This window comes from Salmonella sp. WC3 (assembly GCF_042932255.1).
GTDB classification, from domain to species: Bacteria; Pseudomonadota; Gammaproteobacteria; order Enterobacterales; family Enterobacteriaceae; genus Salmonella; species Salmonella enterica.
Map to the genome: position 1 here is coordinate 75,075 of NZ_CP170629.1, position 14,175 is coordinate 89,249.

General features: G+C 48.4%; 12 protein-coding genes. 8 read left to right on the forward strand and 4 right to left on the reverse strand.

Going from position 1 to position 14,175, the window contains the following annotated elements:
- Window positions 1-156: 156 nt before the first annotated feature.
- Window positions 157-1,098: an Rpn family recombination-promoting nuclease/putative transposase gene (locus ACFK9X_RS00380; protein WP_151115196.1), complete on the forward strand. Its 942-nt coding sequence runs from the start codon at window positions 157-159 to the stop codon at window positions 1,096-1,098.
- A gap of 42 nt (window positions 1,099-1,140) precedes the next feature.
- Here ACFK9X_RS00380 and ACFK9X_RS00385 read toward each other — a convergent pair whose 3' ends face one another.
- Entirely contained in the window at window positions 1,141-2,043 is a 903-nt protein-coding gene (locus ACFK9X_RS00385; RefSeq protein WP_151115198.1) for an EamA family transporter, read from the reverse strand.
- A 508-nt stretch (window positions 2,044-2,551) separates the two neighbouring features.
- Between ACFK9X_RS00385 and ACFK9X_RS00390 the strand changes: the two genes are divergently transcribed.
- From ACFK9X_RS00390 to cigR, 5 genes are all read left to right on the forward strand, one after another.
- Window positions 2,552-3,247 (forward strand): MgtC family protein, encoded by a 696-nt coding sequence (locus ACFK9X_RS00390; RefSeq protein WP_000392700.1) that lies wholly within the window; start codon window positions 2,552-2,554, stop codon window positions 3,245-3,247.
- A gap of 219 nt (window positions 3,248-3,466) precedes the next feature.
- On the forward strand, window positions 3,467-6,193 hold the full coding sequence (mgtA, locus tag ACFK9X_RS00395; protein WP_151115200.1) for a magnesium-translocating P-type ATPase: 2,727 nt from the start codon (window positions 3,467-3,469) through the stop codon (window positions 6,191-6,193).
- Between the two features lie 21 nt (window positions 6,194-6,214).
- Window positions 6,215-6,307, forward strand: a complete 93-nt coding sequence (gene mgtR / locus ACFK9X_RS00400; protein WP_001082117.1) for a protein MgtR — start codon at window positions 6,215-6,217, stop codon at window positions 6,305-6,307.
- A 12-nt stretch (window positions 6,308-6,319) separates the two neighbouring features.
- Window positions 6,320-6,406 carry a magnesium transporter protection protein MgtU gene (gene mgtU, locus ACFK9X_RS00405; protein ID WP_252515021.1) on the forward strand — a complete coding sequence of 29 codons (87 nt, stop codon included), beginning with the start codon at window positions 6,320-6,322 and terminating at the stop codon, window positions 6,404-6,406.
- A gap of 101 nt (window positions 6,407-6,507) precedes the next feature.
- Window positions 6,508-6,987: an anti-virulence regulatory inner membrane protein CigR gene (gene cigR, locus ACFK9X_RS00410; protein WP_151115202.1), complete on the forward strand. Its 480-nt coding sequence runs from the start codon at window positions 6,508-6,510 to the stop codon at window positions 6,985-6,987.
- A 228-nt stretch (window positions 6,988-7,215) separates the two neighbouring features.
- Here the strand turns inward: cigR and ACFK9X_RS00415 are convergent, their stop codons facing one another.
- Complete coding sequence (locus ACFK9X_RS00415; protein WP_000106461.1) at window positions 7,216-7,896, reverse strand: isochorismatase family protein; 681 nt, start codon at window positions 7,894-7,896, stop codon at window positions 7,216-7,218.
- A 783-nt stretch (window positions 7,897-8,679) separates the two neighbouring features.
- On the opposite strand from ACFK9X_RS00415, the gene ACFK9X_RS00420 reads away from it, so the two are divergent.
- Both ACFK9X_RS00420 and ACFK9X_RS00425 read left to right on the forward strand, forming a co-directional pair.
- Window positions 8,680-9,537, forward strand: a complete 858-nt coding sequence (locus ACFK9X_RS00420; protein WP_151115204.1) for a transcriptional regulator — start codon at window positions 8,680-8,682, stop codon at window positions 9,535-9,537.
- Window positions 9,538-9,547: 10 nt separating this feature from the next.
- Window positions 9,548-10,012, forward strand: coding sequence for a hypothetical protein (locus tag ACFK9X_RS00425; protein ID WP_023213975.1), 465 nt, complete (start codon window positions 9,548-9,550; stop codon window positions 10,010-10,012).
- A gap of 94 nt (window positions 10,013-10,106) precedes the next feature.
- On the opposite strand, the gene misL is transcribed toward ACFK9X_RS00425, so the two are convergent.
- Window positions 10,107-12,974: an intestinal colonization autotransporter adhesin MisL gene (gene misL / locus ACFK9X_RS00430; protein ID WP_151115206.1), complete on the reverse strand. Its 2,868-nt coding sequence runs from the start codon at window positions 12,972-12,974 to the stop codon at window positions 10,107-10,109.
- 74 nt (window positions 12,975-13,048) lie between these two features.
- The gene (locus tag ACFK9X_RS00435; RefSeq protein ID WP_151115208.1) at window positions 13,049-13,666 is read right to left on the reverse strand and encodes a helix-turn-helix transcriptional regulator; all 618 of its coding nucleotides are present in this window, start codon (window positions 13,664-13,666) and stop codon (window positions 13,049-13,051) included.
- Between the last annotated feature and the right edge of the window lie 509 nt (window positions 13,667-14,175).

The following is a 14,175-nucleotide window of genomic DNA, read 5'->3' on the forward strand; positions in this document are numbered from 1 at the left end:
GGGCGATAATGCGTAGCAGGCTGGGCAAAAATGTACGTATTGCAGCCGTCAGTGATTCCCTTTCGAGCCTCCTCGCAGGGTTAAATTTTCCTGAATGCTGTCTGTATTTTTGGCGAGTACAGTGGCGTCATCTTATTCCTCAGGTGACGGATCGCCATGAAAAAAAGCCCCACGTCCACGCCTTATGATGCGGTATTCAAAACGTTTTTACGCCATCCGGATACCGCGCGGGATTTTCTCAATATTCATCTTCCCCATTCGCTAAGAATACGTTGCGATCTGACGACGTTGAAACTGGCGCCGGACAGTTTTATCGAGAAAAATTTACGCGCGTTTTATTCCGATGTCCTTTGGTCGCTAAAAACGTGTGAAGGCGACGGTTATATCTATGTCGTTATAGAGCATCAGAGTACGCCGGACGCGCATATGGCGTTCCGGTTAATGCGTTACGCGACTGCCGCGATGCAGCGCCATCTGGATGCTGGTCATAAAACGTTACCGCTGGTGATTCCCATGCTGTTTTACCATGGCGCGAAAAGCCCGTATCCCTTTTCGCTGTGCTGGCTGGATGAGTTTGACGATCCTGCGCTGGCGCGTCAGCTTTATGCGACGGCATTTCCACTGGTAGACATTACGGTGGTGCCGGATAACGAGATTATGCAGCATCGACGTATCGCGATGCTGGAACTGGTACAAAAGCATATACGTCAACGCGACCTGATGGGATTGGTCGAGCGCTTAGCGGTACTTCTGATTACGGGAAACGCTAATGACAGTCAGCTAAAAGCGCTGTTTAATTATTTGCTAATACAGCATGGCAGCACGCCTCGTTTTGGCAAGTTTATCCGCGAGGTGGCGCGTCGTGTTCCCCAACACAAGGAGAGATTAATGACGATCGTAGACAGAATACGTGAATCGGGGCGCAGAAAAGGTAAGCGTGAAGGCGTGCAACAAGGCATACAGCAAGGTATACATCAAGGTAAGCAGGAGGAAGCCTTGCGTATTGCGCATACGATGCTGGAACAGGGGATCGAGCGAGAGATGGTGCTGATGATTACCGGGCTTTCTGACGAAGAGATTAAGGCAAAGCGCCATTAAACTTTTCCCTCTTCCGCCCGGTCATCGTGATTATCAACGGCGTTAAGCGGCCCGCGCGCGTCGACGGGAATCGAGGGAGATCAGAATCACTGACGAGAGAATGAGCAGCGTGCCCAGCCAGTCCGGCAAGGTAAAACTAATCCCCAACAGCAGTAGCGACAGCAGGGCGCTGCTTAACGGTTCCGCGCAGCTTAAAATGCTGGCTTTGGGGCCACCAATCAGTTGCGCGCCTTTCAAATACAGGCTGAACGTCAGCGATGTACCGATCACCACCAGGTAGAAAAAGGCCAGAATCAGGCTGCCGCTCACCGCAAAGTGCGTTCCTTCTTTAGCGTAGAAGGGCAGCAGAATAAGGCCGCCAAAGGACATACTCCAGCCGACCACTGGCAGCGTGCCGTATTGGGCGATTAGCCTGGAAGGCCAGGTCGTATAAAAGGCGGCGGCAAATGCGGAGGCGATACCCCAGAACAGCGCGGCTGAAGAGATCGACAGCGATGTTGGATTACCGTGAGTCACCAGTAAAAAGGTGCCGATAAGCGATGTAAGAATGGCGGTTAAGACCAGAATGCCTGGTCGTGTTCTTCGCGCTAATGCAAACCACGCTACAATAATGGTCGGCGATAAAAATTGCAGCACTGTCGCGGTGGCGGCATTGGATTTTTCAATCGTGAGCAGGAAGGTTAGCTGAACGGTGAGCGCGCCCACCACGGAGAAAATCAGCAGACTCAGTGCATCTTTGAGGTTTTTAAGAATCGAAAATATCTTATCGCCGTGCATAAAGGAGAAGGTCACCAGTATCAGCCCGGCGAATAACAAACGTATCATCGTCAGGAACTGTGACGACATACGGCTTTGCTCCATGATGTACTGCGCGCAAACGCCTGAACTCCCCCACAATACGGCGGCAATCAGGACGTTTAGCATCCCTTTTCTGGTGGAACCCATTTTTTCCTCGTCATGTTGTTTTATTTTTTTACGTGCAGGCATCATAACAGAGCTATCGTCGGTATTAAGCAGGAATTTATTGTTTAATGATTTCAGACGAGCTTGTTATCGACATAATATTGTCATTTTTTTGTCATAAGAAAAAATATCAAACAAACTTAAACAGAACGTCACTAAAGCCGCCTTTGCACTTTACGGAACATATTGGCTGACTATAATAAGCGCAAATTCATGCAGGAGTAATATGTTGGACAGTCACTTTTACGTAAATCATCTGGCAAGTTAACGCACGCTATTCCTGCGCTGCTTGCCGAACCGGTGGGCAGCAATCTCCCCTTGTGACGATTGTCATCCCAATAATGTTACAACACGCGCATTGTCGCGAGGTAATCGTCATGTTCATGTTTAAACACGCTTTATTTCCTCCGCCGTTAACACGACGCTAATTGCCTCAGGGCAGAAATTTGTCGTGTGCTAAATATAGCACGTACTTATTCTTCCAGAAAAAATGGAGGAACGTATGTTAATGTTTCCTTATATTTTGAATTTACTGGCCGCTATGCTGTTGGGCGCGCTGATTGGCGCGGAAAGACAATGGCGTCAACGTATGGCGGGATTACGCACTAATGCGCTGGTGGCGACAGGCGCCGCCGTTTTTATTCTGAGCTCCATGACGACATCGCCAGACAGCCCCGGGCGAATTGCGGCGCAGATTGTCTCTGGGATTGGCTTTCTGGGGGCGGGCGTCATCATGCGCGAAGGGATGAATGTGCGCGGGCTGAACACTGCGGCAACGCTATGGTGTTCGGCGGGCATCGGCGTGTTATGCGGCTTAGGGCAGTTCAAAAATGCGCTGGCGGCGACGATCATTATTCTTTGCGCCAATATTTTACTGCGTGAAGCGGCGCAGCGTATAAATCAACTCCCGGTATCCGCCGAGGGAGAAAAACGTTATATCCTGAAAGTAACCTGTAATAAAGAAGATGAAAGCGAGGTTCGTCAGTGGTTACTGAATATCGTAAAAGAGGCCGCGATCTGTTTACAAGGGTTAGGTTCGGTCCCCGCTCAGGAACAGGGCTATAAAGAAATTCGTGCCGAGCTCGTGGGTCATGCTGATTATCGTAAAACGCGAGAACTGATTATATCCAGAATAGGTGATAACGATAATATCACCGCAATTCACTGGAGCATTGATAGTCAATAATAGTTTTTTATTCAATTGCAACATTACGCCAGGCGTATAAGGAGGGAATGATGGATATTCCCGAGTCGATAAAATAAAACCCACTCAAAATAGTGAGTAAGCAATAACCTTTTTTATGCATAGATAATTCTCCCGGGGCATTCACCTTGAAATCGTGAGTTTGCTATTCCCCGGGCGTGATATGCAGGAAACACTACACCTTAATTTTGGGGATTCATCATGACTGACATGAACATTGAAAACCGGAAACTCAATCGCCCGGCGTCAGAAAATGATAAGCAGCATAAAAAAGTATTTCCGATCGAAGCGGAAGCTTTTCATAGCCCGGAGGAGACACTGGCGCGGCTGAACAGCCATCGTCAGGGCCTCACGATAGAAGAGGCCAGCAAACGGTTGAAAGTGTATGGGCGCAATGAAGTGGCGCATGAGCAAGTTCCTCCGGCGCTGATTCAGCTTCTGCAGGCATTCAATAACCCGTTTATTTACGTTCTGATGGCATTGGCAGGGGTTAGTTTCATCACGGATTACTGGCTCCCGTTACGCCGTGGCGAAGAGACCGATCTCACTGGCGTGCTGATTATTCTGACGATGGTCAGTTTGAGCGGGTTATTGCGTTTCTGGCAGGAGTTTCGCACTAACAGAGCAGCACAGGCGCTGAAAAAGATGGTTCGCACCACCGCCACGGTGTTGCGTCGTGGGCCGGGCAATATAGGCGCGGTGCAGGAAGAGATTCCCATTGAAGAACTGGTGCCGGGCGATGTGGTTTTTCTGGCCGCAGGCGATCTGGTGCCCGCCGACGTTCGACTGCTGGCGTCGCGCGATCTCTTTATCAGTCAGTCAATTCTTAGTGGTGAATCATTACCCGTAGAAAAATACGATGTTATGGCTGATGTGGCAGGTAAAGACAGCGAGCAATTGCCTGATAAAGATAAAAGCCTGCTAGATTTGGGCAATATCTGTCTGATGGGAACCAATGTAACCAGCGGCAGAGCGCAAGCGGTCGTGGTTGCGACGGGAAGCCGTACCTGGTTCGGCTCGCTGGCGAAATCCATTGTGGGTACGCGTACCCAGACGGCTTTCGATCGCGGAGTCAACAGCGTGAGCTGGCTGTTGATACGCTTTATGCTGATCATGGTGCCGGTTGTCCTGCTGATCAATGGTTTCAGTAAGGGAGACTGGGTAGAGGCTTCGCTGTTCGCGCTGGCGGTTGCGGTGGGGTTGACGCCGGAAATGTTGCCCATGATTGTCAGTTCCAACCTGGCAAAAGGCGCGATTGCGATGTCGCGGCGCAAAGTGATCGTCAAGCGCCTGAACGCTATTCAAAACTTCGGCGCGATGGATGTGCTGTGTACAGATAAAACCGGCACCTTAACCCAGGACAATATTTTTCTGGAGCATCATCTGGATGTGAGCGGTGTAAAAAGCAGCCGGGTATTGATGCTGGCCTGGCTGAATAGTAGCAGCCAGAGCGGCGCACGGAATGTGATGGATCGCGCCATACTGCGTTTTGGCGAGGGCCGCATCGCACCATCGACAAAAGCACGCTTCATTAAACGCGATGAACTGCCATTCGACTTTGTACGTCGCCGGGTATCGGTCCTGGTGGAGGATACGCAGCATGGAGACAGATGCCTGATCTGTAAAGGCGCCGTTGAAGAGATGATGATGGTAGCCACCCATCTTCGCGAAGGCGATCGTGTAGTGGCGCTGACGGAAACACGCCGCGAGCTGCTGCTGGCGAAAACCGAAGATTACAATGCGCAGGGATTCCGTGTATTGCTGATAGCGACACGTAAGCTGGATGGTTCCGGGAACAATCCGACATTAAGTGTGGAGGATGAGACCGAACTTACCATCGAAGGGATGCTCACTTTTCTCGATCCGCCGAAAGAAAGCGCCGGAAAAGCTATTGCCGCGTTGCGGGATAACGGCGTGGCGGTCAAAGTCCTCACCGGCGATAATCCGGTTGTGACGGCGCGTATCTGTCTGGAAGTGGGTATTGATACGCACGATATCCTGACCGGAACCCAGGTTGAGGCGATGTCAGATGCCGAACTGGCGCCTGAGGTGGAGAAACGCGCAGTATTCGCCCGGCTGACGCCGTTACAAAAAACGCGTATTTTGCAAGCGCTACAGAAAAATGGTCATACCGTTGGTTTTCTTGGAGATGGGATCAACGACGCGCCCGCGCTTCGTGATGCGGATGTGGGGATTTCCGTCGATAGCGCCGCCGATATTGCTAAAGAGTCATCAGATATTATTCTGCTGGAAAAAGATCTCATGGTGCTTGAGGAAGGCGTTATCAAAGGGCGGGAAACCTTTGGCAATATCATTAAATACCTGAATATGACCGCCAGCTCTAATTTCGGCAATGTTTTTTCGGTACTGGTAGCCAGCGCGTTTATTCCGTTTCTGCCGATGCTGGCGATTCATCTGTTGATCCAGAATTTGATGTACGATATTTCGCAGTTGTCGTTGCCGTGGGACAAAATGGATAAAGAGTTCCTGCGTAAGCCGCGGAAATGGGACGCGAAAAATATTGGCCGTTTTATGCTATGGATTGGCCCAACGTCTTCTATTTTCGATATCACAACCTTTGCGTTGATGTGGTACGTCTTTGCAGCTAATAACGTAGAGGCGCAGGCGCTCTTTCAGTCCGGCTGGTTTATTGAGGGTCTGCTCTCGCAGACACTGGTCGTGCATATGCTAAGGACGCAGAAAATACCGTTTATCCAAAGTCGGGCGACGTTGCCGGTATTATTGACGACCGGCTTGATTATGGCGATAGGCATTTATATTCCATTCTCACCTCTGGGCGCGATGGTTGGACTGGAGCCGCTGCCACTGAGCTACTTCCCATGGTTGGTGGCGACATTATTGAGCTACTGTCTGGTGGCGCAAGGCATGAAGCGCTTTTATATCAAACGCTTTGGCCAGTGGTTTTAATGATGTTTGAGGATCGCCCAGATGAATCGCTCACCCGATAAAATCATCGCGCTGATATTTTTACTGATTAGCCTGTTGGTGTTGTGTTTAGCCCTCTGGCAAATCGTTTTCTAACGAGGTGACGCCATGCAAAAAAGAGGGTTGGACAAAATTTTTTATCAGGTTGTCCTGATAGCAATCATCCTGATTTTACTGACTATCTGGATACGATAAGCTGCTGTTGGCGAGCCCCGCTTAAAATAAGAATCGATGTAGTTGTTCTTTTTATGGCGGGGCGCTATTTTCATGGTATCCCACATCAGAAGGGCAATATCATGAACAATCGTCGTGGTTTAACCGCCGTCCTGGCGACGTTGATTACGTTTTCCCTGAGCGCTACGCCTGTGCTGGCGAATCCGGGAAATGGCAATGGCGGCGGACATAGTAATAACGCGGCTAATCAGGGTAATAACGGTAACGGGCATAAAGGAAATGCCGGGCAAAGAACGGAACACCGTAAAAATGGCGGTAAACCGGATCACGTCGAGTCGGACATTAGCTACTCTGTCGCCAGGCAACTGGCAGTAAATTTAGGGCTGACGGGTTATCAGTCTTTACCACCGGGGATTGCGAAAAATCTGGCGAGAGGAAAACCGCTGCCGCCGGGAATCGCTAAAAAAACGGTGCCGGCGTCTATGCTGGGACAATTACCTTATTATCCGGGCTATGAGTGGAAAATCGTTGGGGATAATCTGGTGCTGATCGCGCTCAGTACCGCGGTGGTCACGGCGATTATTAATGGCGTATTTGATTAAGAGCCTATCCCACCAGGCGTTATTGGCGCAGCCAGTTTGGACACGGACAGCGCGCAAAAACCGGAGCGTACACGTAGTACGTGAGGTTTGACTCGCTACGCTCGCCCTTCGGGCCGCCGCAAGCGGCGTTCAAAACGCTAACGCGTTTTGGCGAGCACTGCCCAGGTCCAAAATGGCAAGTAAAATAGCCCCATTAAATGGGGCTATTTAGCCTCTTCAGGGCGTTATTTATGCGCGTTGAGAATCCAGCAGTTCATTATTTTTTACTACTTCCTGCGCTTTGGTATAACTTTCAATCAGTAGCTGATAAGCCGGGAATATTTTGGTATATACATCCGCCCATTCTGCGGCATCTTCCCGATTCCAGGTACGTTGCAGCTCAGAGGCTACCGCCGCGGTATCCATTGGTACTACGCCCGCCTGCACCACGCGGGCCATCGTAATTTCCTGCGCCATTTTACTGTACGTACCGGAGGCATCAATTACCGCAAATACCTTGTACCCTTCCGCGACGGCGCTGATGGCTGGAAAAGCCATGCAGACACTGGTAATAGTACCGGCGATGATCAGCGTTTTACGGCCTGTCGCTTTTACCGCTTGTACAAAATCGGCATTATCCCAGGCATTAATTTCCCCTTTACGCGCGACATATTGCGCGTGGGGTGCATTCGCATGGATTTCCGGAATCAGCGGACCATTTGGTCCCTGTGGTACGGATGCGGTAGTAATGACCGGCATATTGCATAAGGTAGCGATCTTAGCCAGCGCCGCGGCGCGCGCGCGTAATTCCGGCATCGGCATGTCGCCGACGGTCTGAAACAGGCCACTTTGGTGGTCAATCAGCAGCATTACTGCGTCGTTAGCATCAATGGCAGGGCGTTGACCGTTAAAATTCGCGGGTGTAGACATAATTCATTCCTTGTTGTTGCCTTTCACTGATAATCACTATCAGTGTTAAAGTCATTAATCGCCGGGGCGATTTCCGTTTTTAAGCTGATGACAGTAATCTGTTGCCGATCCTGGATTACCTTATTGAGTTCTTTCTGAAGAAATATTCATCGGCATCACCTTCAGTCGATTTACTTTCACGCAAATCTGTTATCACAACAATATTCATATTATGAATAAATGTTTCTATTTTACATGGCAGAGAGGATTATTTATTGAAAAAACAGACTATATCCCTACAAATTGTTTCTGATAGATAGTTTTAAACTTATTTAGTATAAGTTTGAAATAATTCAATTAAGAGTTAACTCATTTATATTTAAATAATATAAAGCACAGCTTAAATATTAAGTGGGAAGCGTGCTGCTATTAAGTATGGCTACTGTAACTCTTAATAAATTGGAAACTATCCCTACATAACGAATGCGCTTTTTTGGATATTACAAGCCATTATAGAGAACACGTTCAATAAAACCCTGTCCTTCATATGATATAGATTGTCAGGATATATTTTCTCATGATTTATCTATGAGATATTAAAGCGTAGCGGCACAGTAAATTTGGCCACTTGATTAAAGGTGATATTCTCACCTCAATACAAAACAGGAGACTTAACGAACAAGAAAACCAAACGTACTTTCACCCCTGAGTCTGCTATAATGAGAAAAGCGGTGTCTACGCTTACCTGTTAATGTCTTATGCCTCTCGCTCTTCTATATGATCGGTATGTGCAAGGGACAATCCATGTCCTGCTGCGCAGCCACAGCATCAGACTATACTCAGTGGTGTCTATTAACCCTCTCCAACTACGTTATGTTTTGGCATGGTAACAATGCGATGTTATGGATAATTAACGATAATATTGAATTTAATCCAGAAATGAATCGCCTGGCGTCATTATCGAGGCCAGATCTCAACATTATTCTGACAACGCCCGCCAGCCGCTGCTTGCGCCTTCTGCTGGAAAACGCCCCCTCCGTCGTCTCACAACAAACATTCTTTCAAAAAGTGTGGGAAGAAGACGGCATGGTGGTGTCGGCAAATACGCTTTATCAGAATATCTCCATTATTCGCCGCGGATTACGTACCGTTGGCGAAAATGAAGATACGCTGATAATCACGGTTCCGCGTAGAGGCTTTCAGATTGAGCCTGGTGTGAGCCTCATGACCATCCGCAAAGACTTCGCTCAGGCAATAGAAAAAAAGGGTGAGACGCCGCCGCGTATGTCAGGGCGTTGGTTTAAACATTATGTACCTGTACTTTGGATGACCGGGACATTTGCTGTTGGTATTTTGCTTGGCACTATAAGCTGGCAAACCGTTCCCGATAAGGATTTTTACGATCGCTACACGCTGGTTGAAACAACTCAGGGCTGTCATTTTTTCTCGCGGAATGAAGATATCGAAAGCGGTAGCCGCTTTGCAGGCTATAAGTCAATGATTCTAAAAACCGGTATGGATTGTCAGAAATACCCATGGGTCTATTTCCCTTCCAGCAGTCGCACCCCAGCGGTTACGGCATTGATTTGTCAGCAACCTTATAAAACGCGCGGTGATACAGGCTGCGTGACGCTTTTTTTCCGCGGGGTGACACATGGGTAAAAAGGCACTGATGTTAGCCTGCCTGACGCTACTGTTTCTGGGAGTAGGGCTTGGGCATCTTGTTCATTTGTATACGGAAAAGAACCGGGATCCAGAGAAATGTACGGCGCCTGTGATTGTGTTTTATAACAACACTCAGGCTAACCTGACGCTGGATTTTATGTATTCGCTGAAAAAACGTACTGGGGTGGTTTCCATCAGCGGAACGTATTACGTCGATAATAAAATGAGCGGCGTGATCCGCCGTGATGTTTCCTATGTATGGAGTGAAAATAAAGACAGCACCCATTTTATATCGACGGATATCAACAAAGTCACGCGTGACGAAACACTGTCCGATGCGGTTATCGAGACGGTTTTACCCGATTTTTATGTCTATCCAGGGAAAAGTATCAGTTACACCATCCTGACTCAGGGCCATCGTGGCTTTATGTTCACCATCGGGAAACGCCCGATATTTTTCTGTACACATTAAGCTGTTTTGGGAGCCGTTCATGGAACGTATCAGCCAAATGAAAGCGCTTCCGGGTAAAAGCCGCTGAAGATCAGCGGCTCTGTTGTTACCTGAATCAAAAACTGTATTTAACCCCCAGTAGGCCTTGGGTATTACTATAGCCCTGGTCACCTACCTGTTGCGCCACGTTACCCCATACGTTCAGGCGCGGGGTAATTTGTCCTTCAATACCCACTTTCAGTTCACCAATATTTTTTGTACCACGCATATCGCTGCTGACATCGTCCATCTTCACGTTGGCAGGCTGCGTATTATGGATCCAGTTAGCCTCCACGAACGGCTGGAACTCTCGAGATTTATCGTTATCAATAGCGTTGTGGCCGTTAATATAGGCTTTTACGCCCATGCGGGTTAGCAGATTACCGGCGGTATCATCCTTGACGAGGGTACCATTGGCTTCGCGATTGTCGTCAGCCTGCACGCCCATCCATACCACCTGCGCTTTGGGCTGCAACCAGTAGCTTTGATGCGCGCTTTCACCTAACCTGAAGCTGTAACCGGCTTCAACCGAGGCGGTAATTCCTTTGGATTTATATTTCTCAGCGGCCTGATCCTGACCCATCACCTTGTTATCAAACCAGTTGTACAGCATCCAGGTATCCACATAAGCCCCAGACCGATCGATATTGTTAGCATACCAGGTGCCGTAAAGGCCGACGCTGTAACCGGTGACTTGACCACGGGAATGATAGTCACTCACGGACGACAGCGTGCGGTTCTGGCTGTTGGCATAACCTGCTATTGCACCAATATGCCAACGGTCAAGACCGTCAGTGCTCCACTGTGCCAGATCGCCTCCCAGTTGTAACACATAGCTGTTGATGCGGGTTTTTAGCTGCCCGCTGCCATCGTTGAAGCGAGTATGGGCGCCGACGTTACGCATCCACAGGCTGGTGACCTTCTTCTCACCCGTCAGCATGTCGGTGTACTGGGTTTCACCCAGACGGTCATGGAGACGCGTCATGAACAGCGTATTTGCCGCATAGTTGTTGGCAAGATAGCTGCCCACTTCCGGACGGAACTGATGTTCTGTTATCGGCGGTGTGTCAGATTGCCCTATGTCAGGAATTGTCGGATCAGGGATGACCGGGTCTACTGGCTCAGGGTCTACTGGATCAGGGTCCACCGGATCGGGAATCACAGGGTCAGGGATAACCGGGTCTACTGGATCAGGGTCCACCGGATCGGGAACGACAGGGTCAGGGATAACAGGGTCTACTGGATCAGGAATAATCGGTTCGTCCGGCTCAATGTAGCTGGTCAGATACCAGTTTTTACCTTTCTGCACCACGTTGTAGTCATAGGCTCCGGCAACAATACGGCTTGCTTTTTCGAAAGTACCGTTGGAATTGCCAGCAACGTTAACAATTTCAATACCTTCAATGGTTTGCGCCCCGGCTCCTCCAATGTTATTTACTGCAACAAATGTGTTGCCTGAAGTATTGCCGAGAACCTGCAGCCTGTCCGTTTCGGAATCATCATCGTTGAGCACAGTATTAAAGACCAGCTTACCGCCGTTGCCTACATAATCTTCATTGATGGTGAGCGTTTGCCATGGTTCGCCATCTTCATGGCTGAAGTTAATGGTTGCGCCACTATTCAGCGTCAGGTCAGTGAGCGTTGAGCTGCTGGTCATATTCCAGGTCGCATCGCTCATTTGTACAGAGATAACGCCTGTGCCCGCCGTAGCGCTGGTGATGTACGACGCCCCGTCCCATCGCGAGTTGTCCGTCATATTGAGCTTAATTGTACTGTTCTGCTGCGGTAGCGTACCGCTGGCAGCGGTGGCGCCAGCAGCACGAATATCACCGTCGATGACGAAACGACCTCCTGAAGAACCGTCAACAATGCCGCCAGTCTCCGTGCTGATGGCGTAACTTTCGCTACTGTTATCGCCCGCCATAGTAATAGCCGCACCGCCTGCCAGATTAATGGCGCCTCGGGAGAGGGCGTATAAACCGGCAGGAGCTTTACTATAGGATGCAGCCTTACTGGCGCTGTTAACGCTAATAGTGGCATTCTCTCCCAAATTAACGGTAGCGTTAGTTGCATATACCGCGTGTGCGCTGGCACCGTTCACCGTAATAGTAGCGTTGTTGCCAAGCTCGGTTCTGGAGGAGGATGCTGCGTAAATCCCCGTTGAGGATGCGCCGGAGGTTTCGATGGTTGCATCGTCACCCAGACGAATCAACGAACCGCTTTGTCCGGTACGCAGCCCCTCCGAACTGTCGCCGGTAGTAACAATATGTGCACGATTGCCGACGACAATCGTATTTTTGGCACGTGACGCATCCCGCATGGCGTTAGCTGTAATGCCACGTCCCTGGCTACCGGTCGTTTTGATATACAGATCGTCGCCGACGTAAATATTGGCCGATCCGGTCCAACCCTGGCCCAGTGAGTTATATCCGGCGTTAATACCGTCACCATCCTGACCATCCACGTAGATGTTGGTACGGTCACCGGTAATAATAAATACCGGGTTATCCGGAGTATTTGCGCCGTGAGTACGGATGCCATCGACGTCTCTACCATTATTCGCGGCATTCGCCGACTGCGTCCGAATGGTCAGGTCGTTGCCAAAAATCACGCCCGGACTTCCCGTCCCGCTGTTCTGAATAACCGTGACAGTGTGTTCAAACGCCTCCGCGCCCGGCCCATTAAGCGTGAGGCCATTGCCATAAACCGGGATGGTGCCGGTGTTCCACTGATAAACGTAGTTGGGCATAGTACCGACTTTGGTGAAACCGGTACTGGCCTGAGCGGGAATAATAGCCTGTAATTTCGGCGGCAACTGGCTGACCAGCCCACTGGATGGCAGACTATCAACGTCAACCCAGGCCGCCTGGGAGGGAAATACCATAGAGGCTAACGCTGCTGATACCGCTATGGCGATGAATGAGTAATTTTGGGGAGTTGGCATTCTGCCTCCTGCATTATGGCGTAAAGCGTCTTCCACATCGCAATAATATGGAAATAATAAAAATGGAAACGGATCTATAAAATATTTGATATTATTTTCTGAATGCTATGCCCTAGCTTATTTTCAAGCCGCAGCTTATGCACATAAAGTTTCTTAATATCAATATTGTCAATATTTACAATCTGCTGAATACTTATTCCTGATACAAAGCGCTTCAGTAATATAAATTCCGTATAGTTAAGCGTTCGTCCACGTTTACTGTTGGCAAGCCGACCGGTAAACAAGCGGTGCATCTTTTGCTGTTGCACAATATCATCGTCATCGGAATAAATAATTCCTTGTATTTTATTGCTTTTCAAAATCCAGTAATTGGCCAGCGGAGTTAAACTTCTGTCAGAAATCAGGACAATATGCATTCCACTGTCTGCCAGACCGTCAGCCCATTGCAGATCGGTAAATCGTCGAAGATTCGGGAAAGAAAAATCAACAAAGATAAAACCGCTGGATAAATGGTTGTGTCTATCAAGCAATAACTTTTCAATAAACCCTTTTTTCAGGAAAGCATTACCATCTGGCCAGATGGAAAATGCCGCATTATGACAGTATTGCACCCGTACTGCGCTGTCAGGAAATAATTGACAGGATAAATCGCAACTAATGCAATGGACAATTTGTGAAGGCTTTCTCATCATCCTGAACGACTCCTGTCGATGTTTCTATTAATATTTCATTGGTAAATAAATGTGTCAATCCAGATAATATAAAGTACTACGACTGTCAAAAGTCGCGAAATATTGTCAGTGTCATAAACTCCTGGAAAGCACTAAAATACAGCTTTAAAAAACCATGACAGATCCGACAGTCGTAATACATCATTTCGTATTTGTATTTCACGCATTGAGATTTTTATACAGTATCTCCAGTATCATAAAAAATCTTAAAACAGCACTATTTGCTAAATCATGAGAGTGATAAATAACGGTTCTCAATACCATCTGTCTGCTGCCTTTGTCACTATCGGGGTGATGTGATGAAATATAAAAGTAATTCCTGTAAACCTGTAATGAATTCTTATTATTAAAAGCTAATTTAAGATTTTTTCTTTTATTGCATTGTTATTCAATGACTTAATGGTGATATTTGTGCTCTCATCAACTTCTTATATACAAATTTAAGACTATTTTATAGAGACGCATGTAAA